At 68.5% G+C, this 15,954-nt stretch carries 16 protein-coding genes; 9 read left to right on the top strand and 7 right to left on the bottom strand.

Annotated elements, in window-relative coordinates:
- Positions 1-305 precede the first annotated feature (305 nt).
- The 5 genes from ACFYXM_RS06395 to dnaA form a co-directional block, all read right to left on the bottom strand.
- The gene (locus tag ACFYXM_RS06395; RefSeq protein ID WP_389287395.1) at positions 306-890 is read right to left on the bottom strand and encodes a DUF721 domain-containing protein; all 585 of its coding nucleotides are present in this window, start codon (positions 888-890) and stop codon (positions 306-308) included.
- A complete protein-coding gene (gene recF / locus ACFYXM_RS06390; RefSeq protein WP_389287393.1) occupies positions 887-2,017 on the bottom strand; it encodes a DNA replication/repair protein RecF in 1,131 nt (376 codons plus the stop codon). Before recF ends, ACFYXM_RS06395 begins: the two co-directional genes overlap by 4 nt.
- Positions 2,018-2,108: 91 nt before the next feature.
- The gene (gene gnd / locus ACFYXM_RS06385; RefSeq protein ID WP_389287391.1) at positions 2,109-2,987 is read right to left on the bottom strand and encodes a phosphogluconate dehydrogenase (NAD(+)-dependent, decarboxylating); all 879 of its coding nucleotides are present in this window, start codon (positions 2,985-2,987) and stop codon (positions 2,109-2,111) included.
- Positions 2,988-3,143: 156 nt separating this feature from the next.
- Positions 3,144-4,274, bottom strand: coding sequence for a DNA polymerase III subunit beta (dnaN, locus tag ACFYXM_RS06380; RefSeq protein WP_073790880.1), 1,131 nt, complete (start codon positions 4,272-4,274; stop codon positions 3,144-3,146).
- 1,164 nt (positions 4,275-5,438) lie between these two features.
- Positions 5,439-7,226 carry a chromosomal replication initiator protein DnaA gene (gene dnaA / locus ACFYXM_RS06375; protein WP_389287389.1) on the bottom strand — a complete coding sequence of 596 codons (1,788 nt, stop codon included), beginning with the start codon at positions 7,224-7,226 and terminating at the stop codon, positions 5,439-5,441.
- Between the two features lie 382 nt (positions 7,227-7,608).
- Between dnaA and rpmH the strand changes: the two genes are divergently transcribed.
- From rpmH to ACFYXM_RS06330, 9 genes are all read left to right on the top strand, one after another.
- The gene (gene rpmH / locus ACFYXM_RS06370) at positions 7,609-7,746 is read left to right on the top strand and encodes a 50S ribosomal protein L34 (RefSeq protein ID WP_073790753.1); all 138 of its coding nucleotides are present in this window, start codon (positions 7,609-7,611) and stop codon (positions 7,744-7,746) included.
- Positions 7,747-7,764: 18 nt separating this feature from the next.
- Positions 7,765-8,136 (top strand): ribonuclease P protein component, encoded by a 372-nt coding sequence (rnpA, locus tag ACFYXM_RS06365; protein ID WP_389287386.1) that lies wholly within the window; start codon positions 7,765-7,767, stop codon positions 8,134-8,136.
- Complete coding sequence (gene yidD / locus ACFYXM_RS06360; protein WP_389287384.1) at positions 8,133-8,492, top strand: membrane protein insertion efficiency factor YidD; 360 nt, start codon at positions 8,133-8,135, stop codon at positions 8,490-8,492. The genes rnpA and yidD overlap by 4 nt, the downstream gene beginning before the upstream one ends.
- A gap of 3 nt (positions 8,493-8,495) precedes the next feature.
- Positions 8,496-9,767 (top strand): membrane protein insertase YidC, encoded by a 1,272-nt coding sequence (gene yidC, locus ACFYXM_RS06355; protein ID WP_389287383.1) that lies wholly within the window; start codon positions 8,496-8,498, stop codon positions 9,765-9,767.
- A gap of 14 nt (positions 9,768-9,781) precedes the next feature.
- Entirely contained in the window at positions 9,782-10,291 is a 510-nt protein-coding gene (locus ACFYXM_RS06350) for a R3H domain-containing nucleic acid-binding protein (protein ID WP_362030879.1), read from the top strand.
- Positions 10,292-10,400: 109 nt separating this feature from the next.
- Positions 10,401-11,117, top strand: a complete 717-nt coding sequence (gene rsmG, locus ACFYXM_RS06345; RefSeq protein ID WP_389287380.1) for a 16S rRNA (guanine(527)-N(7))-methyltransferase RsmG — start codon at positions 10,401-10,403, stop codon at positions 11,115-11,117.
- A 289-nt stretch (positions 11,118-11,406) separates the two neighbouring features.
- Positions 11,407-12,483, top strand: coding sequence for a ParA family protein (locus ACFYXM_RS06340; protein WP_389287702.1), 1,077 nt, complete (start codon positions 11,407-11,409; stop codon positions 12,481-12,483).
- Entirely contained in the window at positions 12,480-13,565 is a 1,086-nt protein-coding gene (locus ACFYXM_RS06335; RefSeq protein ID WP_389287378.1) for a ParB/RepB/Spo0J family partition protein, read from the top strand. The genes ACFYXM_RS06340 and ACFYXM_RS06335 overlap by 4 nt, the downstream gene beginning before the upstream one ends.
- Positions 13,566-13,878: 313 nt before the next feature.
- Positions 13,879-14,496 carry a GNAT family N-acetyltransferase gene (locus ACFYXM_RS06330; RefSeq protein ID WP_389287376.1) on the top strand — a complete coding sequence of 206 codons (618 nt, stop codon included), beginning with the start codon at positions 13,879-13,881 and terminating at the stop codon, positions 14,494-14,496.
- Positions 14,497-14,587: 91 nt separating this feature from the next.
- On the opposite strand, the gene trxA is transcribed toward ACFYXM_RS06330, so the two are convergent.
- Together trxA and trxB are read right to left on the bottom strand one after the other, a co-directional pair.
- The gene (trxA, locus tag ACFYXM_RS06325) at positions 14,588-14,920 is read right to left on the bottom strand and encodes a thioredoxin (protein ID WP_389287374.1); all 333 of its coding nucleotides are present in this window, start codon (positions 14,918-14,920) and stop codon (positions 14,588-14,590) included.
- A gap of 51 nt (positions 14,921-14,971) precedes the next feature.
- Positions 14,972-15,934: a thioredoxin-disulfide reductase gene (gene trxB, locus ACFYXM_RS06320; RefSeq protein ID WP_389287372.1), complete on the bottom strand. Its 963-nt coding sequence runs from the start codon at positions 15,932-15,934 to the stop codon at positions 14,972-14,974.
- Positions 15,935-15,954: the final 20 nt, after the last annotated feature.

The following is a 15,954-nucleotide window of genomic DNA, read 5'->3' as shown; positions in this document are numbered from 1 at the left end:
TCGGGCTGTCAACCACCCGCTACCGTGAGGGACGCCCCACTTCCACCTCGTGGTTTCGACCGCCGCACAGCCGCACGGCACGGGCGCGACGGACGGCGCGCCGAGCGGCCACGGAATGGATTCCCTCACCGTGCCGGACCGGAAACCCGCAGGTCAGCGGCCCGGATCCGGCACGGCCACGAACCGGATCCCGCAGCTCCACGGCCCGCTCCGGCGCTCGCCCCGCCCGGGGCCGCCTCGGAACGGGCCGGAGCCCTCGGAACGACCGGGGCCCGGGCCGGGCACATCGACCGTGGACATACATGTCAGCCGTAGGTGTCGCCGGGGCCCCTGCTCCCCGGGGCCCGCAGCGGGCCGAACCGGCGCTGCGGGCCCCCCGGCCCCAGCACCTTGATCATCCGCACCGTGCCCTGCCCCAGGTCCGCGTTCAGCCGGGCCACCAGCTGGGGCGCCAGCAGCCGCAGCTGCGTCGCCCACGCCGTCGAGTCGCACTGAACCGTCAGCACCCGCTCGTCCGGGTCCTCGTCGTACCGCAGCGGCACGCAGTGCTTGGCCAGGTCCTCGCCCACGATCTGCGGCCAGCGCCCCATCACCCCGCCCACCGCGGCGGGCGTCTCCCAGCCCCGCTCGGTGATCAGACGGTTGATCGCGGCGCCCAGCGGCAGTGGATCACGCCCGTCGGCCCGCGCCCCGGAACGCAGCCCTCCGCCCCGCCGCGCCTGCTTGCGCTGCTGCACGGCGGCACCGCGCGCCCGCGCCTGCTCCTTCGCCGCGCGCAGCGCCACCCGGGCCAGGTCGACGCCCGACGGCTCCGGCAGCTCCGGCCCCGCCGGACGCAGCCCCTCCCCGGTCGTCCCGGAGGCCCCGGCAGCCTCGCCCCGGCCGGTCACAGCCGCTCCACCTCGCCCGCGGACACCGCGTACCGCGCCCCCGACAGCACACCGGGGACGTCGTCGTCCACCGCGGCCGTCACCAGCACCTGCTCGCCCGGCGCGACCAGCTCCGCCAGCCGCTCCCGCCGGCGGGCGTCCAGCTCGGCGAAGACGTCGTCCAGCACCAGCACCGGCTCGTTGCCCTCGCCGCGCAGCAGCTCGTACGAGGCCAGCCGCAACGCCAGCGCGTACGACCAGGACTCGCCGTGACTCGCGTACCCCTTGGCCGGCATCCCGCGCAGCCCCAGCAGCAGATCGTCGCGGTGCGGGCCGACCAGCGTCACACCCCGCTCGATCTCCTGCTTGCGGGCCTGCTCCAGGGCCGCGATCAACCGCTCGTACAGCTCCTCGCGCGTCCCCGCCGACCCCACGTCCGTACCGACCGAGCTCCGGTACTCCAGCGTCACCGGACCACCGCCCGGCGCCACGTCCCCGTACGCCTTGTCGGCCAGCGGCTGCAGCGTGGCGATCAGGTCCAGCCGCCGCGCCAGCAGCTCCGCGCCCACCCGGCCCAGATGCTGGTCCCACACGTCGAGGGTGGACAGGTCCATCGACCGGCCGCCGTGCCGGCGCGCCATCGCCGCCGACTTCAACAGGGTGTTGCGCTGCTTGAGCACCCGCTCGTAGTCGGCCCGCACCCCCGCCATCCTCGGCGAACGCGCCGTGATCAGCTCGTCGAGGAAACGCCGGCGCTCACCGGGGTCGCCCTTGACCAGCGCCAGGTCCTCCGGCGCGAACAGCACCGTACGCACGATCCCCAGCACGTCCCTCGGCCTGACCTGCGAGGATCGGTTGATCCTGGCCCGGTTGGCCTTGCCCGGGTTGAGCTCCAGCTCGATCAGCTGGGAACGCTCGCCCTGGGTGACGGCGGCCCGGACCACCGCCCGGTCCGCGCCCATCCGCACCAGCGGCGCGTCCGAGGAGACCCGGTGGCTGCCGAGCGTCGCCAGATAGCCGACGGCCTCCACCAGGTTCGTCTTGCCCTGGCCATTGGCCCCCACGAACGCGGTGACGCCCGGATCGAGAGGTACCTCGACCCGGGCGTACGAGCGGAAGTCGGCCAGCGAGAGATGCGTGACATGCATGGGTGTGCGCCGACCTTCCCGGCTTACTGCTCCGTACTCCGTGCTCAGGGGTACGGGCCGGGGGCGACCCCTTTTCCGTACCCCGTCGCGGCTACTTCTTGGTCTCGACCGCGTGGCCACCGAACTGGTTGCGCAGCGCGGCGATCATCTTCATCTGCGGGGAGTCCTCCTGCCGCGAGGCGAACCGCGCGAAGAGCGACGCGGTGATCGCGGGCAGCGGGACCGCGTTGTCGATCGCGGCCTCCACCGTCCAGCGTCCCTCGCCGGAGTCGGCGGCGTAACCGCGGAGCCCGTCGAGGTGCTCGTCCTCGTTCAGCGCGTTCACCGCCAGGTCCAGCAGCCAGGAACGGATGACCGTGCCCTCCTGCCAGGAACGGAAGACCTCGCGCACGTCGGTGACGGAGTCGACCTTCTCCAGCAGCTCCCAGCCCTCGGCGTACGCCTGCATCATGGCGTACTCGATGCCGTTGTGGACCATCTTCGCGAAGTGGCCCGCGCCGACCTTGCCGGCGTGGACGGAACCGAAGTCCCCCGCGGGCTTCAGCGCGTCGAAGACCGGCTGGACCTTCGCCACGTTCTCGGCGTCGCCGCCGTACATCAGCGCGTAGCCGTTCTCCAGGCCCCAGACACCTCCGGAGACCCCGCAGTCCACGAAGCCGATGCCCTTGATGCCCAGCTCGACCGCGTGCTTCTCGTCGTCCGTCCAGCGGGAGTTCCCGCCGTCCACGACGACGTCGCCGGGGGACAGGAGCCCGGCCAGCTCGTCGATCGTGGCCTGGGTCGGGGCGCCGGCCGGCACCATCACCCAGACGACCCGCGGGCCCTTCAACTTGCCCACGAGCTCTTCCAGGCCGGCGACGTCCGAGAGGTCCGGATTGCGGTCGTAGCCGATGACGGTGTGGCCTGCGCGGCGGATGCGCTCGCGCATGTTGCCGCCCATCTTGCCGAGGCCGACGAGACCGAGCTCCATCAGAGATTCCTTAAGCGTTGTGCCGATTCGTACCCGGGACCGAGCCTACGCCCGTGAGGGGACGGACCGGCGTGCGTGCCGCGGGGGCACGCACGCCGTGGTCGGTGCCCCGGCCCCCGGCAGGACCGTCGGGAGAGCGGGCCACGAAGAGGCCGGTCAGCCGGAGAGACGCACCGGCATGATCAGGTACTTGTACGCTTCGTCGGCCTCGGCGTCGACAGCCGGACGGCCGCTCAGCAGCGCGGGCTTGGTCGACGTCGTGAAGGACAGCTGGGCGACGGGGGAGTCGATCGCGCTCAGACCGTCCAGCAGGAAGGTCGGGTTGAAGGCGATCGAGATGTCGTCGCCCTCCAGCACCGCGTCCACCCGCTCCACAGCCTGTGCGTCGTCGCTCGAACCGGCCTCCAGGATCAGCACGCCCTGCTCGAAGCTGAGCCGCACCGGGGTGTTCCGCTCTGCGACGAGGGCGACGCGCTTGACGGCCTCGACGAACGGGGCGGTCTCGATCACCGCGACCGAGTTGAACTCGGTCGGGAACAGCGTGCGGTACTTCGGCAGGTCGCCTTCGAGCAGCCGTGTGGTGGTGCGCCGGCCCGCGCCCTCGAAACCGATCAGCCCCTCACCGGCACCCGAGCCCGACAGCGCCAGCGTCACCGTGTCGCCACTGGTCAGCGCCTTGGCGGTGTCCAGCAGCGTCTTGGCGGGCACCAGCGCGACGGCCGAGGCGTCCGGGTTCTCCGGCTTCCACAGGAACTCACGGACCGCGAAGCGGTACCGGTCGGTGGAGGCCAGGGTGACCGTCTCGCCCTCGATCTCGATGCGCACACCGGTCAGGACCGGCAGCGTGTCGTCACGGCCCGCGGCGATGGCCACCTGGGCGACGGCCGAGGCGAAGACCTCACCGGGAACGGTCCCGGTCGCCGTCGGCATCTCCGGAAGCGCCGGGTACTCCTCCACAGGAAGGGTGTGCAGTGTGAACCGCGAGGAGCCGCAGACCACAGTCGCCCGTACACCGTCTGTGGAGATCTCCACCGGGCGGTTGGGAAGGGCACGGCAGATGTCGGCGAGCAGGCGGCCGGAGACCAGGACCGTGCCGTCCTCCTCCACCTCGGCGTCCACCGAGACCCGGGCCGAGACCTCGTAGTCGAAGCTGGAGAAGCTGAGGGCGCCGTCCTCCGCCTTCAGCAGAAGGCCCGCGAGAACGGGCGCCGGCGGACGGGCCGGGAGGCTGCGGGCCACCCAGGCCACCGCCTCCGCGAGTACATCGCGCTCCACCCGGATCTTCACCGGAACCGCCTCCTGCTGTTGCTCGCTCGCCCTGCCGGCCTTCGACATCTGATCGGGCCCCCCGTCCATGACGACGGGATGACGCCGGAGACCAGTCTGACGTACGGCACCGACACTCGGTGCTGCTCGGGGTCAAGTCGGGGCGAGGCGTCCGGCGAGCGTCGGCCCCGAGTTGTGCACAGCCCCTGCTTCGAAACGGATTCCGAGCTAACTCTATGTGGGAGTAGTAGTAGGGCTTGTGGAAACCGTGGATAACGTCGTTGCCGCAGGTCAAGGCCGATTTTTTGTCCACTGCCCCTGTGGGCACCGCGGTGGAGAACCCGGCACTTCTGTGGACACGCGAAAGTTCTGCACAACGGATACACAGGGCAGGGGGGTTTCTCCCCAGAGCCGTCCCCAGTTTTACCCGCGTTCCCCACAGCCCAACCGCCCCTCTTGGTGTGACGCCTTTCACTCGGCGCAGTGAGAAGCGGTGTCGCGTTGCCGAACAGTGGACAGGGGTGTGGAGAAGCCAGGGTTGGCTGGGGACAACAGGTTCGTAGCTGTGGGGTCTCAGTGGACAACAGCAGCTGCGTCCTGTGGGCACAGATTTTTTCCACAGGCTGTGGATCACTGTTTGCCACAAATCCCCAGGCCTGTGACCTGGGCTGATGGGGCATCGGAAGCCACTGCTGTGGAAGCAGTATGGACAACTTCTGGATCCCCAGGCTGTGGAGGGGAAAATCTCCCCAGATCTGTGGAGAACAGGCCCGGGGCGGCAGGTATTCGAACACTGCGAACGCGTCGGGGCCGGGGGAGGGGGCCCGGAAGGGCCGCGAACCGGCCTTGAAGAGGCTTCGCAGGGAGCCGACGATGCCTCGGCCGGGCTTCGGGGCGGGCGTTCGGGCGTCGGCGCGGGGCGGCGGAGAGGCCCGGAGCGACGTGCGGAGGCCGTGAGCGCACCGCGACCGCGCACAAGTGCCGACGTACAGGGGCGCCCACGGCGGAACCCTCGCCGGGGTCCGCCGCAGGCGCCCCTGCGGTGCGTACGGCGTGTTCCAGGTGGCACGGTCCGGCCCCGGCAAGCAGGGCCCCGGCGGTGCCCGGCCGGGCGGCGGCACGGGCAGTGGGCGCAGGGCAGCAGAGGCACGGGTACCGGGCCCAGTGACGTGGCCGGCCGGCCGGTCAGCCGTTCTTGATGCGGTTCGTGAGCTCGGTGACCTGGTTGTAGATGGACCGTCGCTCCGCCATCAGCGCGCGGATCTTCCGGTCCGCGTGCATCACCGTCGTGTGGTCGCGGCCACCGAACTGCGCCCCGATCTTGGGCAACGAGAGATCGGTCAGCTCACGGCACAGGTACATGGCGATCTGGCGGGCCGTCACCAGCACACGGCTGCGCGAGGTTCCGCAGAGATCGTCCACCGTCAGGCCGAAGTAGTCCGCGGTCGAGGCCATGATGGCCGTCGCCGTGATCTCCGGTGCCGTGTCCTCGCCACCCGGGATCAGATCCTTCAGCACGTGCTCGGTCAGCCCCAGGTCCACCGGCTGGCGGTTGAGGCTGGCGAACGCCGTGACCCGGATCAGCGCGCCCTCCAGCTCCCTGATGTTCCGGGAGATGCGGGAGGCGATGAATTCCAGGACCTCCGGCGGGGCGTTGAGCTGCTCCTGGACCGCCTTCTTGCGGAGGATGGCGATCCGCGTCTCCAGCTCCGGCGGCTGCACATCGGTGGTCAGCCCCCACTCGAAGCGGTTGCGCAACCGGTCCTCCAGGGTCACCAGCTGCTTGGGCGGCCGGTCCGAGGACAGCACGATCTGCTTGTTGGCGTTGTGGAGCGTGTTGAAGGTGTGGAAGAACTCCTCCTGCGTCGACTCCTTGCTCGCCAGGAACTGGATGTCGTCGACCAGCAGGATGTCCACGTCGCGGTACCGCTTGCGGAAAGTGTCGCCCTTGCCGTCGCGGATCGAGTTGATGAACTCGTTGGTGAACTCCTCGGAGCTCACGTACCGCACCCGGGTGCCCGGGTAGAGGCTGCGGGCGTAGTGCCCGATGGCGTGCAGCAGGTGCGTCTTCCCGAGCCCGGACTCCCCGTAGATGAAGAGCGGGTTGTACGCCTTGGCGGGGGCCTCGGCGACCGCGACCGCCGCGGCGTGTGCGAACCGGTTGGACGCGCCGATCACGAAGGTGTCGAAGAGGTACTTCGGATTCAGCCGCGCCGCCGGTTCCCCGGGGCCGGAGGCGGCGGCGGGCTGGGTTCCCATCGGCCCGGGCACGCCGCCGCCGGGCCGTCCGGTACCGGGGACGGAGGGTCGGTGCGGGGCCTGGGCATCGGGCAGCTCGTGGCGCTCGGGCCGCTGCTGCTCGTAGCCCTGGCGCTCGGGCGGCTGGGGCCGATAGTCGTGCTGCCGGTGCCCGCCGGGGTACGGCTCGCGCCACTGGTCCGCGGTGGTGTCGCGCTCCTGGAAGGCACCGAGCCGGGGCTGCTGCCAGGAGAGGTCCTCCTGGGTGCGCGGCCACGCACCGGGGTCGCGGCGCTGCTGCTGGTAGTCGGGATAGGCGGGCCGGGCGGTCGGCATGTCGTCGCCCGAGGGCCGGTGCCCGTACCCGTCGTACGCGTCACCGTGCTGACGGTCGTCGTGCGGGGGGCCCGGATAGCGCGGCGGCTGGTGCATCGGAGGCGCGGGCGGGCTCGCGGGTTCCCCCGCGGAGTCGTCGACGGTGATCGCGATACGGATCGGGCGGCCGCACTCGCGGCTCAGCGTCTCGCTGATCAGCGGCGCCAGCCGGCCCTCCAGCACGCGCTTGCCCCATTCGTTGGGGACGGCGAGCAGCGCAGTGTCGGCGACCAGCGCGAGCGGCTGGCAGCGTTCGATCCACTGCTTGTCCTTCGGCTCGATGCCCTGCTGGCCCTCCCCGAGGAGCTGTTCCAGCACGCGTGGCCACACTGCGGCAAGATCGGCAGGTACGTCAGCCACAAAGCACGCTCTCTCGCTGGTCCCACGAATGTGTGGTTCTCGGGACGGGGTGGGTCGGTATAGGTGAGGACCGGCAGGCAGGAAGAAAAAGAACCGGGGTTCGGCCACGGTAGTCAGGGCGACCCGGGTCGTTCAAGTTGTTGTCCACAGCCTGTGCACAGTGGGGGGGTGTCGCGGAGCTGGTTTGACCAGATGGCGTAGCCGCGCGTACCGTGACCAGGTCGAGTTGTCGATGGCTGCTGCCGCCTGCCTCCGATGGGCAAAGATCACGATCTGTGATCGTGAAGCGGTGCACTTGAGCGTTTACGCGAGTCTCTCGTGGGCGCACGGTGACAGCCAGACGACGTCCCGCCAAAACCCGAGTCATTTCTGGAGCCCCCGAGTGAGCAAGCGCACCTTCCAGCCGAACAATCGTCGTCGCGCGAAGACCCACGGCTTCCGGCTGCGGATGCGCACCCGTGCCGGCCGCGCGATTCTCGCGTCCCGCCGTGCCAAGGGTCGCGCCAACCTGTCCGCCTGATCGCTTACAGGTCATGACGTGCTGCCTACCGAGAATCGGCTGAGGCGGCGCGAGGACTTCGCGACCGCAGTACGCCGAGGACGCCGGGCCGGCCGCCCGCTCCTCGTCGTTCATCTACGCAGCGGTGCCACGGACCCGCACGTGACTGGGGGAGATGCTCCCCCGCCACGTGCGGGTTTCGTTGTCAGCAAAGCCGTGGGCGGAGCGGTCGTGCGCACGGCAGTGAAGCGCAGGCTTCGCCATCTGGTCCGCGAACGGCTGGCCCTGCTGCCCCCCGGTAGCCTGGTTGTCGTACGAGCGCTGCCCGGAGCGGGCGACGCCGAGCACGAACAACTGGCCCGAGACCTGGACGCCGCACTCCAGCGGCTGCTGGGAAGGGGCGCGCGATGAAGTACCCGCTGCTGGCTCTCATCAAGCTCTATCAGTGGACGATCAGCCCGCTTCTCGGGCCTGTCTGCCGTTACTACCCGTCGTGTTCCCACTATGGATATACGGCGATCGACCGGCACGGAGCGATCAAGGGAACCGCGCTGACGGCTTGGCGCATCCTGCGGTGCAATCCGTGGTCGCCCGGTGGCGTGGACCATGTGCCGCCACGCAAACGTCCGCGTTGGCACGAACTGCTGCGCAACGCCATGCGCGGTGACAAGGGCGGGGACTCCGCCGCTGATGTGCCTCCCGGAGGGTCGGTTTCCGAACCTTCGCGCCCGGCCGCAGAGACTTCGCCCAATGCTCAAGGAGCCTGATTAGTGGACACGATTGCCAGTCTGTTCAGCTTTATCACCTGGCCCGTCTCATGGGTCATCGTTCAGTTCCACAAGTTGTACGGAGCGATCTTCGGCGACAACACCGGCTGGGCCTGGGGCCTGTCCATCGTGTCCCTGGTGGTACTGATCCGGATCTGTCTGATCCCGCTCTTCGTGAAGCAGATCAAGTCGACCCGGAACATGCAGGTGCTCCAGCCGAAGATGAAGGCGATCCAGGAGCGCTACAAGAACGACAAACAGCGTCAGTCCGAAGAGATGATGAAGCTGTACAAGGAGACGGGCACCAACCCGCTCTCCTCGTGCCTTCCCATCCTTGCGCAGTCGCCGTTCTTCTTCGCCCTGTACCACGTGCTCTCGTCCATCGCCTCGGGCACGACGATCGGTGTCATCGACCAGCCGCTGCTCGACAGCGCCCGTCAGGCGCACATCTTCGGGGCACCACTCGCCGTCAAGTTCATGGACAGCGAGGAGAAGGCCCAGGCCCTCGGCGCCTCCCTGACCGACGTCCGGGTCGTCACCGCGGTCATGATCGTGCTGATGTCGGCGTCCCAGTTCTTCACCCAGCGCCAGCTGATGACGAAGAACGTCGACCTGACGGTCAAGACGCCGTTCATGCAGCAGCAGAAGATGCTGATGTACATCTTCCCGGTGATGTTCGCCGTCATGGGCGTCAACTTCCCCGTCGGTGTCCTCGTGTACTGGCTGACCACCAACGTCTGGACCATGGGCCAGCAGATGTACGTGATCAACCAGAACCCGACGCCGGGCAGCAAGGCGCAGGAACAGTACCTGGGACGGCTGCTGAAGAGCATCAGCACCCACGGCCAGGTCCGTGGCAGGACCCGGCGGAACATGATCAAGCGCATCGTGGCCAAGGGCCCGGACCGCAATGACATCGAGCGGAAGTTCATCACCGGCCTGGCGAAGCAGGGCTACGCCGCCCAGGAGGACGGCACGGTGATCAAGAGCGACACGGCTCTCGCCGAGGCCGAGGGCGGCGCCGCGCAGCGGCGCCAGCAGCCCAAGCGCCAGACCAAGGCCCAGCGCCAGACCGGTGCCGGTACGGCCCCCCAGGCGGGAGCCAAGGCTGCTGGCAGCACTCCCGCGCGGGCCAAGGCTTCCCAGCAGAAGTCGGACACCTCGCAGGACGACACGTCCAAGCCGGCGGGCGAGGCCGCGTCCGGCTCCTCACGCCAAGCCAAGTCCGGACAGCGCAAGGGCCCGCAGCGGCCCAAGCACCCGTCCAAGAAGTAAGAAGGAGTCCATCCGTGACGGAAGGCACCACCTCCACGGCCGCTGAGGGCAGCGACACCTTGACCCGCCTCGAGCAGGAGGGCGAGATCGCGGCGGACTACCTCGAGGGCCTGCTCGACATCGCCGATCTCGACGGCGACATCGACATGGACGTCGAGGCGGACCGGGCCGCGGTCTCGATCATCAGCGACTCGGCACGTGATCTGCAGAAGCTCGTGGGCCGCGACGGTGAGGTGCTGGAGGCGCTCCAGGAGCTGACGCGGCTCGCCGTGCACCGGGAAACCGGTGACCGGAGCCGTCTGATGCTGGACATCGCCGGCTTCCGGGCCAAGAAGCGCGCCCAGCTCGCCGAACTGGGCGCCAAGGCCGCGGACGAGGTCAAGAGCACCGGTCAGCCGGTGAAGCTGGACCCGATGACGCCGTTCGAGCGCAAGGTCGTGCACGACGCGGTCGCGGCCGCCGGTCTGCGCAGCGAGTCCGAGGGCGAGGAGCCGCAGCGCTTCGTCGTCGTTCTCCCGGCCTGACCGGACCCTTGTTCTGTCGGCCCCGTCTGTTCGCAGACGGGGCCGATCTTTGTCAGCCTGATAGTCAGCCGGCCGCAGCGCGGTCGAGTGGTATGGAAGGACGGTTTCCGTGACGGCGGAAGTAGAGCTTCCCCAAGCGCCCGAGGGCGCGCAGGCGGTATTCGGTGACTTCTTCCCGGAGGCTGTCCGGTACGCGGAACTGCTGGCGGACGCCGGGGTGACGCGGGGACTGATCGGCCCGCGCGAGGTTCCCCGGCTGTGGGAGCGGCATCTGCTGAACTGCGCGGTGCTCTCCGAGGTCGTGCCCGAAGGCGTCACGGTCTGCGATGTGGGCTCCGGTGCGGGCCTCCCGGGGATTCCGCTGGCACTGGTACGCCCCGACCTGAAGATCACTCTGCTGGAGCCCCTGCTGCGACGCACCAACTTCCTCCAGGAAGTCGTCGAACTGCTGGGACTGGGTCATGTGACGGTGGTGCGCGGCCGGGCCGAGGAAGTTCTGGGAAAGGTCCAGCCGGTCCACGTGGTGACGGCTCGCGCCGTGGCACCGCTCGATCGACTGGCCAGCTGGGGCGTTCCGCTCCTGCGCCCGTACGGAGAGATGCTGGCGCTCAAGGGCGACACCGCCGAGGAGGAGCTCAGTGGAGCGCGTGCCGCGCTGAGCAAGCTGGGTGTGGTGGAGACCGAGGTGCTGCACGTTGGTGAGGGCATCGTCGATCCCATGTCCACGGTCGTGCGGGTGGTGGTCGGGGAGAGCCCGGGCGGTGTGAGGTTCGCTGCGAAAAGGGCCAAGGCCGCGAGGACGAGCCGTACGAGGCGTCGTCGCTGACACCTTCGGACGTGCTGCGGAAGCGCCGGCTGCTCGGAGTGGGGCAGCTTGGAGGGGCGGCCCGGCATGTTGCCGTACGCACGTGATGCGGAGTGTCGTGCCCCTGTAGCTACGCTGCAGGGGCATCGTGTTTCACGTGAAACGTCGCTCTCTGCTGCAGGGGATCATCAGTCGCGGTCGCGCCGCTGCCGCACCGCGGCATCGCAGGCCCGTTAGGGCTACGGAGTTGTCCACAGAAGCGGATTCGTCCACAGAAGAGCGGGCCTCGCTGGTTCACGACCCGGAAAGCATGGCAGGCTCTGTTCATTGCGAGCCTGAAGTCGAGGAGAGTGAATCCTTGCGGTCCGACGCCAACATCGCGGGACCGATGACCGACCCGGTCCCCGGTCCCAGAACCGAATCGGCGGGGGAGGGTGTTTCACGTGAAACACCGCCGCCGATGGACGACACACCCATCGGTCGTGCGGCACAGCTGGCGGTCGAGGCCATCGGCCGCGCCGGCGAGGGCCTGCCCCGCCCCGACCGGACACGCATCATGGTGGTGGCCAACCAGAAGGGCGGCGTGGGTAAGACGACCACGACGGTCAACCTCGCTGCTTCCCTCGCGCTTCACGGCGCACGCGTTCTGGTGATCGACCTCGATCCACAAGGGAACGCCTCTACGGCCCTGGGGATTGATCACCACGCCGAAGTTCCCTCCATCTATGACGTCTTGGTGGAGAGCAGGCCCCTTTCAGAGGTGGTTCAGCCCGTTCGGGACGTCGAGGGCCTCTTCTGCGCTCCCGCCACCATCGATCTTGCCGGTGCGGAGATCGAACTGGTGTCGCTGGTGGCGCGGGAGAGTCGGCTCCAGCGAGCGATCCAGGCATACGAACAGCCGTTGGACTACATCCTGATCGACTGCCCGCCCTCGCTCGGTCTGCTGACGGTCAACGCCCTGGTCGCCGGTGCGGAGGTGCTGATCCCCATCCAGTGCGAGTACTACGCACTGGAAGGGCTCGGCCAGCTGTTGCGCAACGTGGATCTGGTGCGTGGACATCTCAATCCTGAGCTTCATGTGTCGACGATCCTGCTCACCATGTACGACGGCAGGACCAGGCTCGCGTCGCAGGTCGCGGAGGAGGTGCGGACCCACTTCGGCAAGGAGGTGCTGCGCACCAACATCCCCCGGTCGGTGCGCATTTCGGAGGCACCGAGTTACGGGCAGACCGTGCTGACCTATGACCCGGGTTCGAGTGGGTCGCTGTCTTACCTCGAAGCGGCGCGTGAGATCGCCCTGCGAGGTGTTGGGGTGCAGTACGAGGCCCGGCATGCCCACACGGGCAGCGGGAACAGCCAGCAGAGCAATTCGGAGGGGATTCAGTGAGTGAGCGTCGTAGAGGGTTGGGGCGTGGGCTGGGTGCCCTGATCCCCGCCGCTCCGCAGGAGAAGCAGGTGCCGGGAGTGGCCTCTGCCGGTGCGGGCCCTGTTGTGGCGCCGGGACGTGGGGTGGCCGCCGCGAAGGTGGCCTCTCTGACGTCCGCGCCGGTTGTGCCGGAGCCCAGTGCGCCGGTTTCGGAATCCGGGACGGCCGTGGAAGCGGTGAGTGTCGCGGGGGCGTACTTTGCCGAGATTCCGCTCGGCGCCATTACGCCCAATCCGCGTCAGCCCCGTGAGGTGTTCGACGAGGACGCGCTTGCCGAGCTGGTGACGTCCATCAAGGAAGTGGGCCTTCTCCAGCCCGTCGTCGTCCGGAAGGCGGGGCCGGACCGCTATGAGCTCATCATGGGGGAGCGGCGCTGGAGGGCGTGCCGGGAGGCGGGACTGGAGCGGATCCCCGCCATCGTCCGGGCCACGGAGGACGAGAAGCTTCTGCTGGACGCTCTCCTGGAGAACCTCCACCGGGCTCAGCTGAACCCCTTGGAGGAGGCGGCGGCGTACGACCAGCTGCTCAAGGACTTCAAGTGCACGCATGACCAGCTGGCCGACCGGATCGGACGCTCCCGCCCGCAGGTCTCCAACACCTTGCGCCTGCTGAGGCTTTCGCCGCAGGTTCAACGGAGGGTCGCGGCCGGTGTGCTGTCGGCCGGACACGCGCGAGCGCTGCTCTCCGTGGACGACTCGGAGGAGCAGGACAAGCTGGCGCATCGCATCGTGGCCGAAGGCCTGTCGGTGCGTGCGGTCGAAGAGATCGTGACGTTGATGGGCTCCACATCCGCGGCTTCCGCCAAGTCCAAGGGGCTGCGGGCCGGTGGCCGGGTGTCGCCGGCGCTGTCCGAGCTCGCCTCCCGTCTCTCGGATCGCTTCGAGACCAGGGTGAAGGTCGATCTCGGGCAAAAGAAGGGGAAGATCGTCGTCGAGTTCGCGTCCATGGAGGATCTCGACCGCATCCTCGGCAGCCTGGCACCGGGCGAGGGTCGGGTGCTGGACCGGGAGGCCGAGGAGAGCGCCGAGGGCGACGAGGCCTGATTCGACCGGGGAGAAGAAGAGGGCGGGCTGTGCTCCGGAAGGCACCGGAACTCGGCTCGCCCTTTGCTTTCTCACGGTGTCGGCTTGATGCCGGGGTGGATACGATGCGTTCTGGTACGGCCCATCCGGCTTGAGCCGCCTCGGCGGAGCGGGGCCGCGACTGGCGAGTCGCGGCCTATCAGTGACGGTGGGGGCTGAACTCGGGCGCTGTCGGAAGACTCGCCGGTGGTCTGCTTCTGCTCCCGTTCCACGTGCGCGGCGCACTCACGGTCGTACGCGATGCGGCAGGCGAAGGAAGCGAGGAACAGCCTTCATGGGGCGACGGCTCGTACCGCTCACACTGGACAACCTCTCCGATCTACCCAAGCGCTGCCGCACATGCGTCTTCTGGGAGCTTGATCCGGTCAGTGGGGATGCTGCGGTGAAGGCGGGAACGCCAGAGCTGGAGAAGGAGGCATGGATCTCCGCCGTTCTGTTGGAGTGGGGATCGTGCGGCCGTGTTGTCTATGTCGACGATGCGCCGGTGGGCTTCGTCCTCTACGCGCCGCCGGCCTATGTGCCGCGATCGATGGCGTTTCCGACGAGTCCGGTCTCTCCCGACGCCGTGCAGCTGATGACCGCGTGGATCACTCCCGGGTACCAGGGGCAGGGGCTGGGCCGGGTGATGGTGCAGACCGTCGCCAAGGATCTGCTGCGTCGGGGATTCAAGGCGGTCGAGGCTTTCGGGGACGCCTGTTGGAAGGGATCGGCTTGTGTGCTTCCCGCAGATCACCTTCTCGCGGTCGGTTTCAAGACCGTGCGGCCCCATCCCGTTCATCCGCGGCTGAGACTGGAACTCCGGGCGACTCTGTCCTGGAAGGAAGACGTCGAGCTGGCACTGGACAGGTTGCTGGGAGTCGTTCAGAAGGAGCCGGTTCTACGGCCGCTGTGATCCATTTGTTGTGATCCGGGATCCTGGAGCAAAGCGAAACGGTCCGTCCCTCAGGGACGGACCGTTTCACGTGAAACAACGAACGACTGTCTTATTCGCTGATGAAGCTCTCGAGGTCGCGGAGGATCGCGGCCTTCGGCTTGGCGCCGACGATGGTCTTGGCGACCTCGCCGCCCTGGTAGACGTTCAGGGTCGGGATGGACATGACGCCGTACTTGGCGGCCGTGCCGGGGTTCTCGTCGATGTTGAGCTTGACGATCTCGATCTGGTCGCCGTGCTCGGCGGCGATGGCCTCCAGAGACGGTGCGATCTGGCGGCACGGACCGCACCAGGCGGCCCAGAAGTCCACCAGGACGGGCTTCTCGCTCTTCAGGACGACCTCGTCGAAGGTGTCGTCGGTCACGTTCTTCAGGGCGCCGGCCACGGCGGTCTCCTTAACTCATTGGGGTGTGGGGTGTGGGGTGTGGGCAGTGGATCAGGCGGTCGCCGCTGCGGCCTTCTGCTCGTCGGCGAGCACGGCGAGGAAGCGCTCGGCGTCGAGAGCGGCGGAGCAGCCCGTGCCGGCGGCGGTGATCGCCTGCCGGTAGGTGTGGTCGACAACATCACCGGCGCCGAATACACCGGTCAGGTTGGTGCGGGTCGAGGGGGCGTCGACCTTGAGGTAGCCCTCGTCGTCGAGGTCGAGCTGTCCCTTGAAGAGTTCGGTGCGCGGGTCGTGGCCCACGGCGATGAACAGGCCAGTCACCGCGATCTCCGAGGTCTCGCCGGTCTTGGTGTTCCGAAGGGTGAGGCCGGAGAGCTTCTGATCGCCGTGGATCTCGGCGACCTCGCTGTCCCAGGCGAACTTGATCTTCGGGTCGGCGAAGGCGCGCTCCTGCATGGTCTTGGATGCGCGCAGCGTGTCGCGGCGGTGGACGATGGTGACCGACTTGGCGAAGCGGGAGAGGAAGGTCGCTTCCTCCATCGCGGTGTCTCCACCGCCGACCACGGCGATGTCCTGGTCCTTGAAGAAGAAGCCGTCACAGGTGGCGCACCAGGAGACACCGCGTCCGGAGAGGATGTCCTCGTTGGGGAGGCCGAGCTTGCGGTGCTGCGACCCGGTCGCCACGATGACGGCCTTCGCGTGGTGGACCGTGCCCGCGGTGTCGGTGACCGTCTTGATGTCGCCGTCGAGGTCTACGGAGACGATGTCGTCGGGGACGAGCTCCGCGCCGAAGCGCTCGGCCTGGGCGCGCATGTTGTCCATGAGCTCGGGGCCCATGATCCCGTCCTGGAAGCCCGGGAAGTTCTCCACATCGGTGGTGTTCATCAGCGCGCCGCCTGCGGTGACGGCGCCCTCGAAGACCAGCGGCTTCAGCGAGGCACGTGCGGTGTAAAGGGCGGCCGTGTAGCCCGCGGGGCCGGAGCCGATGATGATCACGTTACGGACGTCGCTCACGGGTTTCTTCCTCGTCTCTG

The sequence above is a fragment of the Streptomyces sp. NPDC002476 genome, assembly GCF_042889785.1.
Taxonomy (GTDB): Bacteria; Actinomycetota; Actinomycetes; order Streptomycetales; family Streptomycetaceae; genus Streptomyces.
This window is presented reverse-complemented; position numbering and strand designations above follow the sequence as displayed.